The 19,120-nt window shown below is 58.5% G+C and carries 17 protein-coding genes; 12 read left to right on the top strand and 5 right to left on the bottom strand.

From position 1 onward, the window contains the following. Positions 1 to 49 precede the first annotated feature (49 nt). Positions 50 to 1,678 (bottom strand): peptide ABC transporter substrate-binding protein, encoded by a 1,629-nt coding sequence (locus tag RE428_RS01910; RefSeq protein WP_004579231.1) that lies wholly within the window; start codon positions 1,676 to 1,678, stop codon positions 50 to 52. 666 nt (positions 1,679 to 2,344) lie between these two features. On the opposite strand from RE428_RS01910, the gene RE428_RS01905 reads away from it, so the two are divergent. The 5 genes from RE428_RS01905 to RE428_RS01885 all read left to right on the top strand — a co-directional run bounded on the left by RE428_RS01905 (position 2,345) and on the right by RE428_RS01885 (position 7,367). Next, positions 2,345 to 3,598: a branched-chain amino acid ABC transporter substrate-binding protein gene (locus RE428_RS01905; RefSeq protein WP_004579232.1), complete on the top strand. Its 1,254-nt coding sequence runs from the start codon at positions 2,345 to 2,347 to the stop codon at positions 3,596 to 3,598. Positions 3,599 to 3,668: 70 nt separating this feature from the next. After that, complete coding sequence (locus tag RE428_RS01900; RefSeq protein WP_004579233.1) at positions 3,669 to 4,613, top strand: branched-chain amino acid ABC transporter permease; 945 nt, start codon at positions 3,669 to 3,671, stop codon at positions 4,611 to 4,613. Next, positions 4,610 to 5,917, top strand: a complete 1,308-nt coding sequence (locus tag RE428_RS01895) for a branched-chain amino acid ABC transporter permease (protein WP_004579234.1) — start codon at positions 4,610 to 4,612, stop codon at positions 5,915 to 5,917. Before RE428_RS01900 ends, RE428_RS01895 begins: the two co-directional genes overlap by 4 nt. After that, entirely contained in the window at positions 5,914 to 6,669 is a 756-nt protein-coding gene (locus RE428_RS01890) for an ABC transporter ATP-binding protein (RefSeq protein WP_004579235.1), read from the top strand. Before RE428_RS01895 ends, RE428_RS01890 begins: the two co-directional genes overlap by 4 nt. Next, a complete protein-coding gene (locus RE428_RS01885) occupies positions 6,669 to 7,367 on the top strand; it encodes an ABC transporter ATP-binding protein (protein ID WP_004579236.1) in 699 nt (232 codons plus the stop codon). The genes RE428_RS01890 and RE428_RS01885 overlap by 1 nt, the downstream gene beginning before the upstream one ends. A gap of 45 nt (positions 7,368 to 7,412) precedes the next feature. On the opposite strand, the gene RE428_RS01880 is transcribed toward RE428_RS01885, so the two are convergent. Continuing rightward, the gene (locus RE428_RS01880; RefSeq protein ID WP_004579237.1) at positions 7,413 to 8,381 is read right to left on the bottom strand and encodes a universal stress protein; all 969 of its coding nucleotides are present in this window, start codon (positions 8,379 to 8,381) and stop codon (positions 7,413 to 7,415) included. Between the two features lie 240 nt (positions 8,382 to 8,621). Between RE428_RS01880 and RE428_RS01875 the strand changes: the two genes are divergently transcribed. Beyond that, complete coding sequence (locus tag RE428_RS01875; RefSeq protein ID WP_004579238.1) at positions 8,622 to 9,257, top strand: glutathione S-transferase family protein; 636 nt, start codon at positions 8,622 to 8,624, stop codon at positions 9,255 to 9,257. Further along, the gene (locus tag RE428_RS01870) at positions 9,254 to 9,874 is read left to right on the top strand and encodes a TetR/AcrR family transcriptional regulator (RefSeq protein WP_004579239.1); all 621 of its coding nucleotides are present in this window, start codon (positions 9,254 to 9,256) and stop codon (positions 9,872 to 9,874) included. The genes RE428_RS01875 and RE428_RS01870 overlap by 4 nt, the downstream gene beginning before the upstream one ends. A gap of 439 nt (positions 9,875 to 10,313) precedes the next feature. On the opposite strand, the gene RE428_RS01865 is transcribed toward RE428_RS01870, so the two are convergent. Beyond that, positions 10,314 to 11,609 (bottom strand): cation:proton antiporter, encoded by a 1,296-nt coding sequence (locus RE428_RS01865; protein WP_004579241.1) that lies wholly within the window; start codon positions 11,607 to 11,609, stop codon positions 10,314 to 10,316. Between the two features lie 253 nt (positions 11,610 to 11,862). On the opposite strand from RE428_RS01865, the gene RE428_RS01860 reads away from it, so the two are divergent. The 4 genes from RE428_RS01860 to RE428_RS01845 all read left to right on the top strand — a co-directional run bounded on the left by RE428_RS01860 (position 11,863) and on the right by RE428_RS01845 (position 16,119). Continuing rightward, a complete protein-coding gene (locus RE428_RS01860) occupies positions 11,863 to 13,521 on the top strand; it encodes an FAD-binding dehydrogenase (protein ID WP_004579243.1) in 1,659 nt (552 codons plus the stop codon). A 271-nt stretch (positions 13,522 to 13,792) separates the two neighbouring features. Further along, the gene (locus tag RE428_RS01855; protein WP_081614533.1) at positions 13,793 to 14,512 is read left to right on the top strand and encodes an SRPBCC family protein; all 720 of its coding nucleotides are present in this window, start codon (positions 13,793 to 13,795) and stop codon (positions 14,510 to 14,512) included. After that, the gene (locus RE428_RS01850; RefSeq protein ID WP_004579245.1) at positions 14,509 to 15,738 is read left to right on the top strand and encodes a zinc-dependent alcohol dehydrogenase; all 1,230 of its coding nucleotides are present in this window, start codon (positions 14,509 to 14,511) and stop codon (positions 15,736 to 15,738) included. Before RE428_RS01855 ends, RE428_RS01850 begins: the two co-directional genes overlap by 4 nt. 51 nt (positions 15,739 to 15,789) lie before the next feature. After that, the gene (locus RE428_RS01845; protein WP_004579246.1) at positions 15,790 to 16,119 is read left to right on the top strand and encodes a four-helix bundle copper-binding protein; all 330 of its coding nucleotides are present in this window, start codon (positions 15,790 to 15,792) and stop codon (positions 16,117 to 16,119) included. 163 nt (positions 16,120 to 16,282) lie between these two features. Here the strand turns inward: RE428_RS01845 and RE428_RS01840 are convergent, their stop codons facing one another. After that, positions 16,283 to 16,915, bottom strand: coding sequence for a hypothetical protein (locus tag RE428_RS01840; protein ID WP_004579247.1), 633 nt, complete (start codon positions 16,913 to 16,915; stop codon positions 16,283 to 16,285). Positions 16,916 to 17,370: 455 nt separating this feature from the next. Here RE428_RS01840 and RE428_RS01835 point away from each other — a divergent pair, with 455 nt between their 5' ends. After that, positions 17,371 to 18,171, top strand: coding sequence for a Crp/Fnr family transcriptional regulator (locus RE428_RS01835; protein ID WP_040882295.1), 801 nt, complete (start codon positions 17,371 to 17,373; stop codon positions 18,169 to 18,171). A gap of 99 nt (positions 18,172 to 18,270) precedes the next feature. Here RE428_RS01835 and nadE read toward each other — a convergent pair whose 3' ends face one another. Continuing rightward, positions 18,271 to 19,104, bottom strand: coding sequence for an ammonia-dependent NAD(+) synthetase (nadE, locus tag RE428_RS01830; RefSeq protein WP_004579249.1), 834 nt, complete (start codon positions 19,102 to 19,104; stop codon positions 18,271 to 18,273). Positions 19,105 to 19,120: the final 16 nt, after the last annotated feature.

Genomic DNA, 19,120 nt, shown 5'->3' with positions numbered 1-19,120 from the left:
TCCCCGGACGGGCGCGCTATCCCAACCGGGGTTCCCAGACCCGTTAGTCCTAATGTTTGGTGATGTACATGTTCTTGAAGTAGAAGATGTCTTCAGGGTTGGCTTCGGGGTAGCCGCCCACGTAGGGCTTTACCAGACGCGTGGTGGAATACTGGTAGATTGGCGCGACCGGCATGTCACGGCTGAGCATGGCGTCTGCCTTGGCATATAGGTCGTTACGCTTTTGCTCATCGACAATGGTCTTGGACTCGGACATGAGCTTGTCGTATTCCGCATTCGAATACTTCGGATAATTGTTGCCGTTGGCCGTGGTGAGCAGGTCCAGCATCGTCGACGCTTCGTTGTAATCGCCAACCCAGCCGGCACGTGCCACATCAAAGTTGCCGGCGCGCTCCGTGGCGAGGTAGGTCTTCCACTCCTGGTTGACCAGATTCACGTTGACGCCCAGGGTCTGCTTCCACATGGCGGCAATCGCGATGGCAATCTTCTTGTGGTTATCCGAGGTGTTGTACAGCAGCTCCACCTCAAGCGGATGATCGGGTCCATACCCGGCCTCCTCCAGGAGTTCCCGCGCCTTTTCGACACGCTCCTGTTGGCTCAGCTTGGCCCAGTCCGGCTCCTCGGGCGAAAAGCCCGCCGTGATTTCCGGCACGAAGGAATACGCCGGGATTTCGCCCTGGCCGGTGATCTTGTCGGTCACCACTTCACGATTGATGGCATAGCTCAGCGCCTTACGCACACGCACGTCATCGAACGGCGCCCGCTTATTGTTGAAGGAGTAGTAATAGGTGCCCACCTGGCCGGTGGTATGAATCTGTTCGGGAATGTCCTTCTTGAGCTGACGGTAATGCTCGATAGCCAGCGGCGTACTACCGCCGGTGAGATCGATTTCACCGGCCTTGTACCGTGACAGTTCGGCGTTCTCCGAGGCGACCGGCAGGATGGTGACCTGGTCCAGCACCGTATCCTCGTTATCCCAGTAGGATGTATTGCGCTTGAGCACCATCCGCTCGTTGACCACCCAGTCGGTCAATCGGTAAGCGCCGTTGGATACCATGTGATCGGGACGGGTCCAGGCATCACCGTATTCTTCGACAACCTCGCGCGGGGCGGGCACCATTGTGGTGTGGCCCAGCATGCGAATGAAATAAGGAATCGGCTGATCCAGCTCCACTTCCAGCGTGTGGTCATCGACCGCCTTGACCCCCAAGTCCGTCGGCGGCTTATTGCCCTTCACGATATCCGCAGCGTTTTTCATCGTGGTCATCTCGATATACCACGAATAGGGCGATGCGGTTTCCGGATCCACCGCCCGCTGCCAGCCGTAGACGAAATCACTGGTCGTCACGGGGTCGCCGTTCGACCACTTCGCGTCGCGCAGGTGGAAGGTGAATACCGTATTGTCGTCGTTTACCTCCCAGCTTTTCGCGACGCCGGGCAGGATATTGCCTTCCTCATCCTGGATGACCAGTCCTTCGAACAGCTGTCGCGCCACCCTCGATCCGGGCACACCCTCGATTTTCTGCGGGTCCAGCGTGGCCGGCTCCGACTGGTTGTTGAAGACGATTTCCTGCTGGGCGGCAAGTTCGACACCTTCAGGGACGTTTGCCGCTGAAACTGTGCTGGCGCCAACTCCCAAGACCAAGGCCATAGCGAGGCTATACATGCTCAAACGCATAAACATTCTCCGCGTAAAACAGTCAGTATCATGTTGCATTTGAGCCCTGTCAGGGAAGCAAGATGACTTGACTCAAGTGTAGGAAACACAAGGAAAAACATCGGATGGGAAAAGCATAATCCATGCCAGGGAAAGAAAGGCCAATCCGGCCGGAGAGCCATGCGCGGCCACTGTCATTCGGAGAGCAGGATGCCTCTTAAGAGTGCATCGCGAACGCGATAGGGGCCCCGGGGTACTTAAATGGGTCACCCTTCCGGTTCGGTAGGAGACATCGTTCAGATGCAGACCGGTTCAGCAATAACCGCCTGTCGCGATAGAATGCTTCAGCCAGTAGAAAGTGCATGTTTATCATAGTCATGGCCGACATACCGTCACGTCAGACGCCCGCACTTAATTTCGCCAAGCGGAATTGTGCTGGCATTAAAACCTTATAACGAAACACGGTACCGTTTTAAAAAATAATCAACCGCGGATTGAATCTAGCCAACACTCAATCTATAACTAACAGTTGTCTGTTGGCGGACCCTACTTCCGGGGCCTAAATCCGGACTCCCGTATAAGAAGAACGTCTAAACAGCCAGAAAACGCTCTGCCCAAGCACTCCGAAAGTCGTGACAACTATAAAAAGGCCGCAATCCCGGGCCGTGAAGATTGAGGAGAAAAAGAATGGCACGTCGTAATAAGCCCGGCTTCCTGGCCGGCGCACTGCTCGCCCTGTCCCTGCCCATTACCGTCAATGCCCAGCAATCAACCGATCCCATTCGGATCGCCTATATCGAACCGCTGTCCGGCGCCTTCGCCAATGTGGGAGATGCAGGCCTGAAACACTTCCGCTTTGCCGCCGACATGATTAACCAGCAAGGTGGTGTCATGGGACGCAAGTTCGAGATCGTGCCCATGGACAACAAGCAAAGCGCGTCCGAGTCCACCCAGTTACTGCAGCGGGCCATCGACGACGATATTCCCTTCGTGACCCAGGGCAACGGCTCCAACGTGGCTGGCGCGCTGGTCCAGGCCGTGGATCGCAACAATCGCCGCAACGAGGACAACCGCATCCTCTTCCTGAACTACGCGGCCGTCGACCCCGCACTGACGAACGACCAGTGCAGCTTCTACCATTTCCGTTTCGATGCCAGCAGCGACATCAAGCTCGAAGCCCTGACCAACTACATGGCCGAGCAGGAAGGCATCAAGAAGGTTTTCCTGATCAACCAGGACTACTCCCACGGCCATGTCATTTCCGAGTTGGCCAAGAAGATGCTCAACGAGAAACGACCGGATATCGAGATTGCCGGCGATGTGCTCCACCCGATTGGTCAGGTACGTGACTTCTCCCCTTACGTGGCTCGCATCAAGCAATCCGGTGCCGACTCGGTGATTACCGGCAACTGGGGCAATGACCTGTCATTGCTGGTACGTGCCGCCGACAATGCGGGCCTCGACGTCGACTTCTACACCTACTATGGCGGCGGCCTGGGTACGCCCGCGGCCGTGGGCGAGCGCGGCGAGGACTCGCTGCACCAGATCACGACCTGGCACGCCGATGTCAACGTGGACGAGAACCTCACCGATTACGAAAAGTGGTTTACGGACTTCAAACAGCGCTACCCCGAAATCGACTGGTACTACCACCAGATCTACAACCAGATGTTCATGCTAAAGGCCGCCATTGAGGAGGCCGGAACGACCGACGCGGTCCCGGTCGCGAAGGCGCTGGAGGGCATGACGTTCGATTCCCCGACAGGCACCGTGACTCTCAGGGAAAAAGATCACCAGATGATCCAGCCCATGTACATCTCGGTCATGGACTCGGACGCCAAATACGACGCGGATAATTCCGGCCTGGGCTTCCGGACCGTGGCCAAGATCCCCGCCGAGGAAGCCACCGTTCCAACGACCTGCGAGATGCAGCGTCCCTGAACGGTAGGCAGAGATCCGGTGGCGTCCTTACGCCACTGGCATCCCAAATGACTCAAGGCCGGGGATACAGATGCTGGAAACCATTGCATTCTCTCTGCTAAACGGCCTCCTGTACGGCATGTTGCTGTTCATGCTGTCCAGTGGCCTTACCCTTATTTTTGGCATGATGGGGGTACTCAACTTTGCCCATGCCAGTTTCTATATGCTCGGGGCCTATTTCGCCTATACCGTCGGATCGGTGACCGGGTTCTGGGTGGCGCTGTTTCTGGCCCCCATCCTGGTGGGCATGATCGGCGCAGCCGTCGAGCGCTTCGGCTTGCGCCACGTGCACAAGCACGGTCATGTTCCCGAACTGCTCTTCACCTTTGGCCTGGCCTACGTGATCGACGAACTGGTCAGCCTCTTCTGGGGCACCGTACCGGTACCCTACCGGATGCCAGACTCCCTCGACTTCACGCTGTTTACGATGTTCGGCATCGACTACCCGGCCTTCAAGGTCTTCATCCTGGCGGTGTCGGTCGTGATGTTTGTCGTGCTCTATATCCTCCTCAAGAAAACCCGAGCGGGGCTGATCATCCAGGCCTCCCTGTCCCGTCCCGACATGGTTTCGGCACTGGGCCATAACGTACCCCAGGTGTTTATGTGGGTGTTTGCCATCGGCTGCGCCCTGGCCGGGCTGGGCGGCGTCGTCGGCGGTATCCATCTGGTCACCGAACCGGGCATGGCGTTCCTGATGGGACCGATCGTGTTCGTGGTGGTGGTGCTGGGCGGATTGGGATCGGTCCCGGGGGCCCTGATCGCATCTATCGTCATTGGCGTGCTCCAGACTCTCGCACTTTCGGTCGACTTCTCCCTCGCCGGTCTCTTCAGCAGCGTCGAAGTCTCACGGGACAGCTTCTTCTCGACCCTCTGGTACATGGACTCGTTGCGACTGGCGCCGGTGCTGCCGTTCCTGCTGCTGGTCCTGACACTGATTTTCCGTCCACGCGGATTGATGGGGAAACGTGAAGCATGAGTGTCCTACAACAACGCGACAAATCGACAAAACCGACGGCGACAGAGGGAACGCGGCCTCGTCTCCGCCTGGGACGATTCTGGCCCTGGGCCGCTGTCGTCCTGGTCGCCCTCATACTCCCCCAGGTTTTCACCTCGGGCCATTCCATCGACATGCTGAGCCAGATGGGCATCCTGGTGGTCTTCGCCCTCTCCTATAACATGCTGCTGGGCAACACCGGGCTGCTCTCCTTCGGCCACGCCGTCTACTTCGGTCTCGGTGGTTTCTGCACCATGCACGTCCTGCGGATGGTCAACGACACCGGTACCGGCCTACCCCTGGAACTGCTGCCCCTGGTCGGCGCCTTTTCCGGGCTCGGGTTCGGCATCCTGTTCGGTGCGGTCTCGACCCGGCGGGCCGGCGTGGTGTTTGCCATGATTACCCTGGGTATCGGCGCCCTGGTCCATTCCAGCGCCCTGATGTTTACCGACTTCTTCGGCGGCGAAGGCGGCCTTTTCGGTAACCGGGTGGAAGCCCCGTCACTGTTTGGCGTCAACTATGGCCCCAGCATCAACGTCTACTACCTGATCCTGGGCTGGGCACTCATCTCCGCCGTGGCCATGTTTGCCCTGCGCCGGACGCCCCTGGGCTGGATGGCCAACGCCGTGCGGGACAATCCCGAGCGAGCGCAATTCGTCGGCTACAACCCCCAAATGGTGCGATTTATCCAGTTCTCGCTGTCGGCGTTCTTCGCCGGATTGGCCGGGGGACTGTTCGTGATTGCCGACGAAATCATCACCGACGAAACCGTGGGTCAGATCGTCTCCGGCCAGGTCCTGATTGCCACCTATCTGGGCGGCATCGGTTACTTCTTTGGGCCGGTCTTTGGAGCCGCCCTGGTGGTCTACCTGGAAACCTCGCTGTCCTCATTTACCGAAGCCTGGGTCCTCTACTTCGGCCTGATGTTTATTGCCGTGGTGATGTTTGCCCCCCAAGGCCTGTTCGGGCTGCTCCACCAACAGGTGGAGGCCATTCGGGCCGGTCAGTGGAAGGGCACCACACTGATCCGCCTGTACCTGCTGGGCACGACACTCATCGCCATCTTCGGACTGGTGTGCACGGTCGAGCTCGCCTACCACTACTTCGGCAGTTGGGACCCTAGCGCACCCCTGAACCTGATGGGCGTCTCCGTGACCGCCACCAACGCAATGCCGTGGATTATCTCGCTGGGGATCCTGGCGGTCGGCCTGGCCCTGATGGTCGCCCACGCCCGTCCCCTGCTTCACCGCAAAACCGGCGCAAAGTCTTCTGGAGGTGAGTCATGACAGGCCGTACCGCCTTGAAACTGAAAGACGTGCAAAAGAACTTTGGCCGCGCCGAAATCATCCGCGGTGTCGACCTGGACATCCGGGAAAACGAACGGCACGTGGTGATCGGCCCCAATGGCGCTGGCAAGTCCACGCTTTTCAACCTGATAAGCGGCCGGCTGCGGGTCACCAGCGGCGCCATTGAACTCTTCGGCGAAACGGTCAGCAACTTGCCGCCGCACCGGGTCAACCGCAAAGGCCTCAGCCGCAGCTTCCAGGTAACCAACCTGTTCCAGAACATGACCGTCATGCAGAACCTGCGCTGCTCCCTGCTGTGGGCGGCGGGCCACAAATACGCCTTCTGGAAGAACGTACTGTCACAGAGAGCCGTGACGGAACGGGCCGAAGAGTTGATGGTCCAGTTAAACCTGCAGCATCGCGCAGACGTCCCCGCATCCTTGTTGACCTATGCCGAACAGCGGGCCCTGGAAATCGGCGCGACCGTTGCCTCCGGCGCCAAGGTCATCCTGCTGGACGAGCCCACGGCCGGCATGAGCCGGCACGAAGCCGACGCCGTGGTGAACCTCATCCGCAAGATCACCACCGACTGCACCCTGGTCCTGGTCGAGCATGATCTGGGCGTCGTGTTCGAACTGGCGGACCGTATCTCCGTGCTGGTCTATGGCGAGGTGATTGCGACGGATACCCCCGAAGCCATCCGCGCCAATGCGGCGGTCCAGGAAGCCTATCTCGGCACGGAGGTCCATTGATGCTGCAGATACGAGACTTACACGCCTACTACGGCAAGAGTCACGTTCTCCGGGGCGTGAACATGGAGGTCAAGCCTGGCGAGATCGTGAGCCTTCTTGGCCGCAACGGTGTGGGCCGCTCGACCCTGTGCAAATCGGTGATGGGCCTGGTCACGCCCAAGGGCGACATCCAGATGGAGGGCAAACAGCTCGCTGGGCTCCCGCCACATCGGGTGGCCCATGCCGGTGTGGGCTATGTGCCCGAGGACCGGGCCATCTTCCCCGGCCTGACGGTGGCACAGAACCTCGAACTGGGTATGAAGCGCCGGGGCCAGACGGGTGCCCAATGGACCCTGGACGCCGTCTACAAACGTTTCCCACGGCTGAAGGAACGGGAGCATACTCCCGCCGAGGTGCTATCCGGGGGCGAGCAACAGATGCTGACCATGTTCCGCACCCTGATGGGCGATCCCCGCTGCATCATGGTCGACGAGCCCACCGAAGGCCTGGCGCCCAAGGTCGTGGCCGATGTCGCCGCCATCCTCGAGGAAATCGCCACCGCGGGCATCGCCGTCCTGCTGGTGGAGCAGAAGCTCAGCATCGCGCTGCAGATTTCCCACCGGGTCTATGTCATGGGCGAAGGCAAGATCGTGTTTGACGGCACGCCGGAGTCGCTGCAGGACAACCCCGAGATCCGCAAGGAGTGGCTGGAGGTCTAGGGAGACATCGGCCCCTAAATCAGATTCAATGACTCCAACGCGCGATCATTCAGGTTTTATGGGCGTAACAAAACCCGCTGGCTTCACCGCCAGCACGGAACATTTCAGCTGATCCAGGATCGCCTCGGACGTGTTACCGATGAATAGCCCCGGTATGCCGGTCCTGGCGACCGTACCCATTACCAGAACATCGGCGCCCAGGTCGCTGACGAGTGAAGGTATTGCCTTGCGGGGCGAGCCCATAAGCACGTGAACCCGGGGCGAGATGTAGTCGTACGTCTCTTCACCCAGGCAGCTGCGAAGCATTTGGATGCGCGAATCCATACCGGCCTCATGCCGGGCACGCTCCCCTTCTACCAAACTTACCTCGGCCTTGGCAGGGTCATCGGTCCACATGCTAATAAAACCCGCCTCAGGTGCATCCCAAACGTGAACCAGGTGCAACTCCGCAGACTCTGCAAGTGCTAGCGCACTTGCGAACTCGAGAATCTGATCGTTGAGTGCCTGTTCGTCCCTATCGATATCGACCTCATTGGGGTCGAAGTCGATGGCCGCGACGACTGTCTCGTAGACCGTCTTTTTCTGCGGTTTCATCAGCCATACCGGGCAAGGACACTTGCGTAAAAGATGCATGTCATCGCTACCGAAAAGGCGCTCGATCCAGTCAGGGTTCTCTGCTGGCTTGATGACCAGATCATAGCCATCTTCCAGTACCGCGCGAATGACCTCCATGAACTTGGTGCCCACGCGCACATCAATGTCGACATCGTGATCTGCGTCAGGCCCAAGGAGCGAGATAAGCGCTTTCCGGGCGTTGGAAATCCGCGTCACTGCCAGGTCGTCAGCCGATGGGCCGCCCGGCGGCATGACCATGCCCGGCGTAGGCGGAGGTATGACCTCGATAAGGGTCAAATCCGCCTGGTTACTGCGGCACAGTGCAATGACCTGGGCGATGCTACCTGTCTGTTCGACGGACGGTTCGGATACATAGAGGATTTTACTGAATCTTTTCATGTCTTCTCTCCAGCCCCATCAGAGGGATCAGGCCGCAACAGGCGATCCGCGGCTTCCTTCGCCGCAGCCGCGTAGGGAATGAGCACCAGATCGACGCCCTGTTGCATCCGCGCCACAGCCAGAGGTAAGCGCAGAAGAACCCTATCAACCGATGAATCAGGCAAGCGTTGTGTAGCACACTTATTTATAATACGATACGGCTCGTATTGTATTATTCCCCAATTCGGAGAGCTGGCATCAATGGCTACTTACAAGCTTTATGGCAGGGGTGAGTCGGGTAACACCTACAAGGTAGCGCTCATGCTGAATCTTTGCGAGCTGGATTGGGCACCTGAATTCGTAGACTTCTTCGATCCCGAGACCAAGTCGCGCTTTAGATCGGCGGTCAACCAAATGGGAGAGATCCCGGTACTGGAGTTCGGGAGTGAGCGGCTGACCCAGAGTGGCGTCATCCTGACCTATCTCTCCGCCCTAACGGGGCGGTTCGGTGGAAAGAATGAGGAAGAACGGCTGGAAATCCTCCGCTGGCTCCTTTTTGATAATCACCGTTTCTCGAGCTTCTACGCTACGCTGCGAATGCGCGTCGGCCTTAAGGGGGAAGTCGAGTCGCCGGTTACGGAGTTCCTGCGAATGCAGGCGAACGCCGCCTTCGTGGACGTCGAACGTCATCTTGATGGCAGGAGCTACGTCGTCGGTGACCGACCGACGATCGCCGACATTTCAATGGCAGGCTACATCTACTTTGACGAGAAGACCGGGATCGACCTGGCTACTTATCCCAGGATAAGCGCGTGGGCAAGTCGCATCTCGAGGTTGCCGGGCTGGGCGCATCCCTACGACCTTATGCCTCGAGCGATGGGGCTGGAAAGGCAGTGAGCGCCACGCCGGAAAAGCGCCGATCGGGCCGACCTCGCAGCGAAGCGTCGAGGGAGGCAGCCCTGCGAGCTGCGAGTGAGCTCCTTGATGAGCAGGGCTACGCCGGGCTTTCGATCGAGGGGATTGCTGCACGCGCAGGTATCGGCAAGCGCACCATCTATCGCTGGTGGCCGACAAAAGGGGCCGTGGTCATGGAAGCATTCCTGGCCGATATATCCCCTCGGATCACCTTCCCCACTACCGATTGCCCGATCGCCGACATCAAGTCGCAACTGCGGTCTGTCGTTACCGCCTATCGCGGGAAAGACGGACGCACGGTTCGCGAAATTGTTGCTCTTGGCCGGGCCGATATGGCCACGATGGAAGCATTCGTCTCGGATTACCTGGAGCCGCGCAGGGAAGCTGCCAAAAAAGCCCTAATTCGGATAATGGACGAGAGCGTCGCCGAGGGGGCGGATTTAGATACGATTGTCGACGGCCTCTATGGCCCGATCTTTTTTCGCCTTCTGGTACAACATGCGCCGCTTGACGAAAGCTTTATCGAACGACACGTAGTTATCTATTTGGCTGGGTTAAGGAGCGAGGGGCTTCTCAATGCTTCGGTTTCGGAAGCATGACGCTCGCTATCTTTTCACGGCGTAGAGGCAATCTGGCGTTTCGGCGCTACCCAGGAGCGAAGAGATCTCATGCAGAATTTCCCAAACTACTTGATCCGCCTGTTCCTGGTCTGGTTAGTTGTCTGGCCACTCGTAATTCTGGGCTTGATGAGCCTTGAGGCACTGTTACCCGACCTGCCGTTCGTCCTACAGACCATGGTGCTTACGGCCGTACTAGTGCCCACCATAGCCATCGTTGTCTCACCTCTTGCGGGATATCTTGTAAGTCGTATTACAAGCGGAAAGAGATAAGGGGCGCACCAGGCCTGACCGCCACACGACGCATCACGGCGATTGCCTTCGCCACGCGGCACGAGCAGCTAACGACATCCCAGGTGCTGACAAGAGGCCGTTACATCCATATTGACTGAAGCATTCCCTCGCATGCCCGTTGGGGGCCTTACTCTTCTCCATGGCCGATCCGCCGTTCCCTGAACTGCATTACCGGCGTCGCCAACACACCGTGCACACAAACGGAGAGAATGACCGTGAACGCACAGGTTGCCCACAGTAACTTGGCGTCGACAAATTCGCCCTTCTGCAAGGCATAAGCAAGGTAGTAGAGACAGCCGATACCCCGGATACCGAAAAAACTGGCAATACACCGGTCCCGGAACGACAGGCTTTTGGCGCCCAACAGGCCGATAAGACCCGCCGCGGGTCGCAACACCAGGATCAGCAGAATGCCGAGCAGTGCAGCCTCCCAGGTAAGCGGTTCCAGCAAGCCACCGGCGACGGCACCGCCCAGCGCGATCAGGATACCGGTCATCAACAGCTGCTCGGATTGCTCTGCGAAGGTATGCAACGAGCGGTGTGTCTGGTGGGTCTTCTCACGGTGCTTGATGGTCATCGCGCCGATGAAGACCGCGAGAAAGCCATAGCCGCCGAATACTTCGGTGACGCCATAAAGCAGCAAGGTACCCGCCAGCGCACCTACGCCGGCCTTCATTCTTTCCTGTTCGGTTTCCACCGGCAGCCGCAACAGGACCACCGCCAGCAGCCAGCCGGCCAATACGCCGACGCCGATGCCGATGGCAATCCGGTAAACCACGTCGATGACCAGCCAGTGACCGAGCCAGTTTGACGGCGAGCCGCCTTCAAACAGCATGAGCAGGGCCAGGTAGGTAAAGGGGAAGGCCAGGGAATCATTGAGCCCGGCTTCCGAGGTCAGGGTGAACCTCAGCTCGTCTTCCTTCTGCGTAGGATCGATACCCTCGTCGACCGAGTCTTCGGGCTCGCCCACCTGCACATCCGACGCCAACACCGGATCCGTCGGCGCGAGCGCCGCGCCCAGCAGCAGGGCAGCTGCCGGCGCGAACCCCACCATCCACCAGCCAAGCAAGGCGACGCCAGCGATCGTCAGGGGCATCGCGATGGCCAACATGCGCCAGGTCGAACTCCAGGCACGCCAACTCGGCAAGCGGTCGATCTTCAGCCCCACACCCATGAGCGAAATGATCACCCCGATCTCGGTCAGGTGGACGGCCATCTTGCTCTGCTTGAGAGGATCCGGCGGTGTAATACCCAGCGGCAACGCAAAGGCGATATAGCCCAATGCCAGTGCAACGATCGGGAAGGAAAACGGGTAGTGCCGGAAGCGGTGGAGCAGCACCGCAAGCGCCAGGACCCCAAGCCCGAGTACCACTACGATAAGGTTGTAATCTGCAAACAGCTTTAGCGTGCTCGTCAATTCCATGTCGGGATGTCTTCCATAACGGCTGGGGTACTCGCGCCCAGGGACCAATGAACAGCTTCGAGGATAGGCAAGGAGCCAACAAGATTCAGCAACGCATGTCATTGACAGGTAAACAGGTGCGTTGGCGCTTTCAACGGGCGACCTTTTACCCCGGCGTCGCCTATACTGAGGGGCTGGATCGAATTGGCCAGGCCATCCTTTCTGCAGGGAAAGACGGTGTCGTGGCATACACACAATAAGAAGAGGGCTCGATATGGCCGAACAGGCAGATGTCATTATCGTGGGCGCCGGACTGGCAGGATTGGTGGCGGCGACCGAACTGGCCGATGCAGGGCGGCGGGTGCTGATCGTGGAACAGGAATCGGAACGGAACCTCGGGGGCCAGGCCTTCTGGTCGCTGGGTGGGCTGATGTTCATCGACTCCCCCGAGCAACGTCGGATGGGCATCAAGGATTCCCCCGAACTGGCCTGGGAAGACTGGCTGGGCACGGCCGGGTTCGACCGGGAAGAAGACTACTGGCCGCGGCAGGTGGCCCAGGCCTACGTCGCCTTTGCCGCCAGCGAGAAGCGTGAATGGCTACGGGCCATGGGCCATCGGGTGTTCCCGGTGCTGGGCTGGGCGGAAAGAGGCGGTTACGACGCCTGCGGCCACGGCAACTCCGTCCCACGCTTCCACATCACCTGGGGCACCGGGCCCGGTATCGTCGAGCCCTTCGAGAGGCGTGCGCGGGAGGCGGAAAAGCAGGGCTTGATCCGCTTCTGCTTCCGGCACCGTGTGGATGAACTGTTGACCACGGGCGAACATGTCGACGGCGTGCGGGGACAGGTGCTCGCCCCGGATAGCGCCGAACGTGGCATCAAGACCAACCGCGACGAGCAGGAGCCTTTCGAGTACCGGGCCCAGGCCATCATCGTGGCCTCTGGCGGCATCGGCGGCAATCACGAACTGGTGCGCCGTAATTGGCCGGAGCGCCTGGGCCGGCCACCGAAACGCATGGTCAGCGGCGTGCCCGCGCACGTGGACGGCCGGATGATCGGCATCACCGAGGCCGCAGGCGCCCGCGTCATCAACCCGGACCGGATGTGGCATTACGTCGAGGGCATCCAGAACTGGAACCCGATCTGGCCGATGCACGGCATCCGCATCCTGCCGGGGCCGTCTTCGCTCTGGTTCGATGCCGAGGGCCGACGCTTCCCCGCTCCGCTCTACCCCGGCTCGGATACCCTGGGCCAGCTCGCCCATATCCAGTCCACCGGTTACGACTACAGCTGGTTCATCCTCAACCAGAGCATCATCAAGCGTGAGTTTGCCCTATCCGGCTCCGAGCAGAATCCGGATATCACCGGCAAGAGCTGGCTGCAGACGGCGCAACGGCCGATCGGCCGCAAGGGGACGGGCCCGGTGGAAGCCTTCAAGGAGCACGGTGTCGACTTCGTGGTGCGCGACAACCTTGAGGATCTGGTGCGGGGCATGAACGAACTCAGCGGCGACAACCTGCTGGACCCGGCGGATATCCGCCGCCAGATCGAGGCCCGGGACCGGCAACTGGACAATCCATTCACCAAGGACTTCCAGGTGATGGCGATCCACAATGCCCGGAAATTCACCGGCGACAAGATCGTCCGCACGGCCAAGCCCCATCGTATCCTTGACCCGAAACACGGACCGCTGATTGCCGTGCGCCTCAACATCCTGACCCGGAAGACGCTGGGTGGCCTGTCGACAGACCTCAACGCGCAAGTGCTCAATGAACAGGGCGAGCGTATCCAGGGTCTCTATGCGGTGGGTGAAGCGGCCGGTTTCGGTGGTGGCGGCATGCACGGTTATCGAGCACTGGAAGGGACCTTCCTGGGCGGCTGCCTGTTCTCCGGTCGCAGTGCCGGGCGGGCGGTGGCTCGAGCCGTGGCGTAGAGGCGGTTTGGATGCGAGGCGCCATCCGCGGGTGGCGCCCCGATTTCGGCCTGCCGACCTGAGAACCGTCAAACATTAAGCAACTGTATATATTTCGCACAGCCCTTCTGCGACAGTCCCCGACTTCTTTACTTGCGGCCAAATAGACCTGGTTTTAACCCAGGATAAGTCAGACCTCCCTGGACGGGTTCACTATGAAGCTGAGCCTGCTCATCCTTGCTCATGACTGCTCATCGTTGTTCATCGATGTTCATCACTACAAGGAGGTCCTATGACAGATCCAGTACGGAGGAGATCGCCGACACGTAACCCCGCGGGTCGGCAGGGTACTTCCCCTCAACAGTTGATGAAGGGGGCTGCGTTGCTGGGAGGAACACTGGCCGCGCTGGTTGGCTGGCGTCGCGGAGGACTTCTCGGCAGCTTGCTTGCGGGCATCGGTTCAGCAATCTTCCTTGATGCCGCGAAACCGAAGGTGGGCGCTTCCCAGAAAACGCCATTTCCTGGCCTTCAACGCCGCAACGTCCACCTTGAAAGTTCAGTCAACATCGACCGGCCACCGGAGGATGTCTACGAGTTCTGGCACGGGTTCGTGCGCCTTCCGGAAGTGATGAGCTTTATTGACGACATCAAGGCCACCGATACCGGACATACCCACTGGGTCGCCAAAGGCCCGCTTGGCACTTCGGTAGAATGGTTCGCCGAGGTGACGGAAGACGTACCGAACCGCCGTCTCGCCTGGCGTTCACTGCACGGGTCGGATATCAGTACCTGGGGCGACGTCTCTTTCAGGCCCGATGAAGTCGGAGGGACGAACCTGTTCGTCAATCTCAACTTCGAACCCCCAGGCGGCGCAGCCGGTTCCGCCATCAACCACTTCCTCTCAGGCATCGAGAATTCGGTGCTCACCCAAAACCTTCGCCACCTTAAGGCCTACATGGAAACAGGTGAAGTGCCCACCAATCGGACGCAGAAGGTCAGGAGGAAGCCATGAGGGCCGTATGCTGGCACGGCACTGAGGATGTCCGCGTGGAAACCGTTCCGGACCCTGAAATCGTCAATCCGCGGGATGCGATAATCAAGGTCACGTCGACGGCGATATGCGGCTCAGACCTGCATCTGTATAACGGGTTCGTTCCGACGATGCAGAAGGACGATATACTCGGTCACGAGTTCATGGGTGAGATCGTGGAGCTGGGCTCCAGCGTCAAGAACCTGAAAGTCGGTGACCGTGTCGTTGTCCCGTTCACCATATCCTGCGGCAACTGCTTGTTCTGCCGTCGGGACCTTTATTCTCTGTGTGACAACTCGAACCCAAATGTTGCCCTGGCCGAGAAATTCTGGGGGCATACCCCCTGCGGCATCTTTGGCTATTCCCATCTCGTCGGTGGCTACTCCGGCGGCCAGGCCGAATATGTCCGGGTCCCCTATGCCGACGTCGGCCCAATGAAGGTCCCTGAGCACCTGCACGATGACCAGGTGCTGTTCCTCACGGACATCTTTCCCACCGGCTACATGGCCGCCGAAAACTGCAACATCCAGCCTGACGACACGGTCGCGGTATGGGGGTGCGGTCCAGTGGGCCAGTTCACCATCGCCAGCGCCTTCATGCTCGGTGCAGCCCGGGTCATTGCCATCGATGAGATCCCCGAACGTCTCGAAATGGCCCGCCGCCAGAAAGCGGAAACGGTGGATCTACGGGACCTGTCGAGCCCACCGCAACTGGTGGAAAAGCTCAAGACCATGACCCACGGCCGAGGTCCTGACGCGTGTATCGATGCCGTCGGCATGGAGGGTCACGGGCTGGGTATCGAGCACATCTATGACCGAGCGAAGCAGATCGTCCGCTTCGAGACCGATCGGCCCGCGGCCCTGCGTCAGGCGCTGATGTCCTGTCGAAAGGGTGGCACGGTCTCCGTCCCCGGGGTTTATGGCGGTATAGGCGACAAACTTCCCCTGGGCAGCCTGATGAACAAGTCACTGACGGTCCGTACCGGGCAGACCCATGTCCAGCATTATCTCAAACCATTGCTGGAGCGCGTCGAGAAGGGCGAGATCGATCCCAGCTTCGTCATCAGCCATCGCCTCCCGCTGGAGGAAGCAGCCAACGCCTATCGCATGTTTCGCGATAAGAGCGACCATTGCACAAAGGTTGTTATGCGGCCGGGGCTTGCTCCCGAAAGCAGCACGATTGCTCAGCTACGCGGTAGTGAGCGCTGAGCTTTTATACGAGCACGTGGAAAAATACTTTACTTGGAAATGGAGGTCTCTATGTCCACGCTAAAATACGCCGATTGTATTGCCGCCTGTAATGAGTGTGCGGACATCTGCGATTACTGCGCGACGTCGTGTCTGAAGGAAGACAACGTCGCCATGATGGCCCGCTGCATCCGTACGGATATGGACTGCGCCGCTCTCTGCCGGCTCGCCGCCGGCGCGCTGGCGCGTGAAAGCGAGCACGCTGTCGCTATCTGCCAGCTTTGCGCGCAGGTCTGTGAAGCTTGTGCGGAAGAGTGTGAAAAACACGATCACGACCACTGCCAGCGGTGCGCAACTGCGTGTCGTCGCTGTGCAGAGGCGTGTCAGAAAATGGCAGCCTAAGGGCCTGCTACAGGGTTAAGATGCAGTCCAAAAGAACACAGCGGTCGGACGCAGTCCGACCGCCATCTCATTCCCCGAATGCTTTCCGTTACGCGGTTCCCGCTAACGTGTGATGAACCTTTTTCATCCAGTCATCACCGACGATTATGAGAGGGATAGGGACTCAGGTGTAACGCCTGAGCCAAGTCGCTACCTTCTTTCGATCCTTGCGTGACACGAGTCGCTTCGCATCTGATTCGACAGGGATAAGCCGAGGCGTACTTTTCCTGGAGCAATCCAGATCAAATCCCCGCTCGGTCCCGAAAGGCTGGTCTTCCGAGCTGTACATACAAATGGCTGTTACGGCGAGCGACCGAAACACTACGCCGTCGTCCTGCGGCAACCCGTCCTGTACCGCGATGTTACCGGCCTCGGCCGCCCGGGTAACAAGCTCCCGAAAATGCCTGATCCTCATGCACTGGCCGCTATCGATGGGCTGCTGACGGGTACTTAATCGGGAGGTCTGGCCACCTTCCTCCATCTCGTAATGCGTAACCTGGGCCGTAAATGTGCCCTCTGAGGTTTCAAGCTCGGCTATCAGGCACAGCACATAAATGGAATCGCTGCTCATATTGCAGATGAGACAAGGCGAATCCAGGTGTAGCGTGCCCAGTCCCTTATTGATGAGAACGCGGGGGCGCCGTTTCCGGTCGTAGGACGCTTTGAGGATATGGCCATAGAAATACCAGACGCCGAGTGTGAGTATACCCAGCGTGATTTGAAGGGCGGTGCTGTAATTGCTAATCCATTCGAACAACTTGGTATCTTCCCTTCGGGTATGCAGGCACTGCCGGAGCCATACTGCTGGCACCTTGGATTACACTCATTAGGGTGGCCTCCATCCAGGGGGCTGAACTTCGAATTGTTCTACAGATGGCGGGCATGTACACCAACATGGATCAGTAGCCGCGAACTCAACGGGCGATACATCGGATCGCGATGCAGTAGTTCTAGCTGGAGTGGAGTCATGATTTCTAACTATTTCGTTTATTAATGCAGACTTTTCGCAAAGTGACTCCTAGTGCTAACTTAAGTTATGTCGCCGCATTCTAAATAGCTTTATACCTACTCACGTCCTGCAATTCCGCATTTGGAAGTAATGCGCATCGACAGGCGTCATGCCCGATAGCTTTTTGGAACTGGAACGAGGTAATACCCCTTTCTTGAAAGTTCGGGACTGGACCATAGCGATCTATAAATTAAGGGAACCTCTTGGACGAGAAATCTCAACCATTTGCAGCTTTGACACGAAAACTTCAGCTACACTCGCCGTTGACAAGCGGAGATATTACTCGCCTTCATAATTTGGAATGCAGTCAGAGCTACCACGTCCGCGGGGAAGAAATCGTCCCTCAAGGCCGTTACCTTGACGATATCTATGTCATTGAAAAGGGGTGGGCATGTCGCAGTACGATCTTGCTGGACGGTACGTTATGTATTTTGGGTTTTCTCCTGCCGGGGGATACTTCTGACATCAATAACGCGCTGATCTCCAAAACCGATCACAGCATTCGTGCCGTCACCAACGTCGAAGCAGTTCGCGTCAATTACGGTGAATTGAAAGAGGTTTTACGTAGTTCACCTTCGATAACCAGAGCCTTCTCTCGAGCAAAGATGGCCATCGAAGCGTCGCAACGTGCTTTATTAATCGGAATCGCCCACCTACCAGCTACTACGCGACTAGCTCACTTTCTTTGCGAAATGACCTATCGTATACACGGCGTAGCTGACAGCGAGCCAGAGCGCAGGAGTGTACCACTAACGCAAATTGAGCTGGGCTCCGCGCTAGGAATGTCCAATGTGCATGTGAATCGGGTGATGCGAACACTTCGCGAGAAAAATCTCGTAGCTGTGGGCCCTGCAAACATTACTGTTGTAGATTGGGAAGGGCTGGCCAGATTCAGTGATTTCAGCTCTGACTACATGGACATACACTATTCGACCGAAGCCCTACCAAGAAACGGCAAACCTCTGAACTCTCGTCCCAAGCTCGGCGAAACCATGCCTACTTGAGACGATGGTCGTCCAACAGGTTCCCGACGACACCGCCCGGTACCCAGCCGGGCGGGTCGGGCAACCGCAATGGTAAACCGGTCACGCCCTTAAGCGTTATTACTGGGGCACGAGTGGCAGCGTGCGCTTGTGTTCAGTTTTAAAATAGGCCTCGAAAATGGTCCGATAAGCCGTCTCACCAACCTCTCTACCTTCCAGAAAATCATCGATCTCGTCATAACTGATGCCAAATACCGATTCATCGGTCTTTTGGGGAGATAACGATTCGAGGTCAGCAGTGGGCTGCTTCTCTATTAGCTCAGACGGAGCCTCTATCGCCCGGCCTATTTCACGAACCTGGCGCTTGTTCAAGCCGTCAAGCGGCGTCAGGTCGCAAGCACCATCGCCGAACTTGGTAAAAAAGCCCATTACCGCTTCCGCGCCCTGGTCGGTACCAATGACGAGACCGCCTCGGGCGCCGGCCACAGCGTATTGGGCAACCATGCGCTGCCGGGCCTTGATATTGCCCAGGACAAAATCCCGGTGTTCTTCATCACCAAACTCCAGGCCACTCTCCTCAAGCGAGGCCAGCATGGCGTCGCTAGCGCCCTTGATGCCCACGGTCAGGGTCTCATCCGGCGCTATATAGTCGAGAGCACGCCTGGCATCCGCCTCATCTTTCTGCTCACCGTAAGGCAAACGCATCGCAACGAAGCGGGCATCCCCGCCCTGGTCGCGAGTTCTCTCGACCGCCAACTGGGCCAGCCTGCCAGCAACAGTAGAATCAACACCACCGCTAATACCCAGTACCAGCGTTCGCTGTCCGGATTTCTCCATATACTCGCAGAGAAACTTTACCCGACGGCCCACTTCTTCATCCGGATCAACGCTCGGGTGTACATTCAACTGGCTGATGATGTGCTTCTGGATTTCCGTATTGGAACGATTTTCCATCGACGTTTCTCCTTGC

Origin of the sequence: Marinobacter nanhaiticus D15-8W (assembly GCF_036511935.1) — a bacterium.
GTDB classification, from domain to species: Bacteria; Pseudomonadota; Gammaproteobacteria; order Pseudomonadales; family Oleiphilaceae; genus Marinobacter_A; species Marinobacter_A nanhaiticus.
The sequence above is the reverse complement of the archived record's forward strand: the minus strand, read 5'-3'. Positions and strand labels throughout refer to the sequence as shown.

Excerpts from the sequence above, each read along its gene's own strand:
- RE428_RS01910 (WP_004579231.1), bottom strand. The coding sequence starts at position 1,678 with ATGCGTTTGAGCATGTATAGCCTCGCTATGGCCTTGGTCTTGGGAGTT.
- RE428_RS01900 (WP_004579233.1), top strand. The coding sequence starts at position 3,669 with ATGCTGGAAACCATTGCATTCTCTCTGCTAAACGGCCTCCTGTACGGC.
- RE428_RS01850 (WP_004579245.1), top strand. The coding sequence starts at position 14,509 with ATGAGGGCCGTATGCTGGCACGGCACTGAGGATGTCCGCGTGGAAACC.
- RE428_RS01895 (WP_004579234.1), top strand. The coding sequence starts at position 4,610 with ATGAGTGTCCTACAACAACGCGACAAATCGACAAAACCGACGGCGACA.
- RE428_RS01855 (WP_081614533.1), top strand. The coding sequence starts at position 13,793 with ATGACAGATCCAGTACGGAGGAGATCGCCGACACGTAACCCCGCGGGT.
- RE428_RS01845 (WP_004579246.1), top strand. The coding sequence starts at position 15,790 with ATGTCCACGCTAAAATACGCCGATTGTATTGCCGCCTGTAATGAGTGT.
- nadE (WP_004579249.1), bottom strand. The coding sequence starts at position 19,104 with ATGGAAAATCGTTCCAATACGGAAATCCAGAAGCACATCATCAGCCAG.
- RE428_RS01875 (WP_004579238.1), top strand. The coding sequence starts at position 8,622 with ATGGCTACTTACAAGCTTTATGGCAGGGGTGAGTCGGGTAACACCTAC.
- RE428_RS01905 (WP_004579232.1), top strand. The coding sequence starts at position 2,345 with ATGGCACGTCGTAATAAGCCCGGCTTCCTGGCCGGCGCACTGCTCGCC.
- RE428_RS01865 (WP_004579241.1), bottom strand. The coding sequence starts at position 11,609 with ATGGAATTGACGAGCACGCTAAAGCTGTTTGCAGATTACAACCTTATC.
- RE428_RS01880 (WP_004579237.1), bottom strand. The coding sequence starts at position 8,381 with ATGAAAAGATTCAGTAAAATCCTCTATGTATCCGAACCGTCCGTCGAA.
- RE428_RS01860 (WP_004579243.1), top strand. The coding sequence starts at position 11,863 with ATGGCCGAACAGGCAGATGTCATTATCGTGGGCGCCGGACTGGCAGGA.
- RE428_RS01890 (WP_004579235.1), top strand. The coding sequence starts at position 5,914 with ATGACAGGCCGTACCGCCTTGAAACTGAAAGACGTGCAAAAGAACTTT.
- RE428_RS01885 (WP_004579236.1), top strand. The coding sequence starts at position 6,669 with ATGCTGCAGATACGAGACTTACACGCCTACTACGGCAAGAGTCACGTT.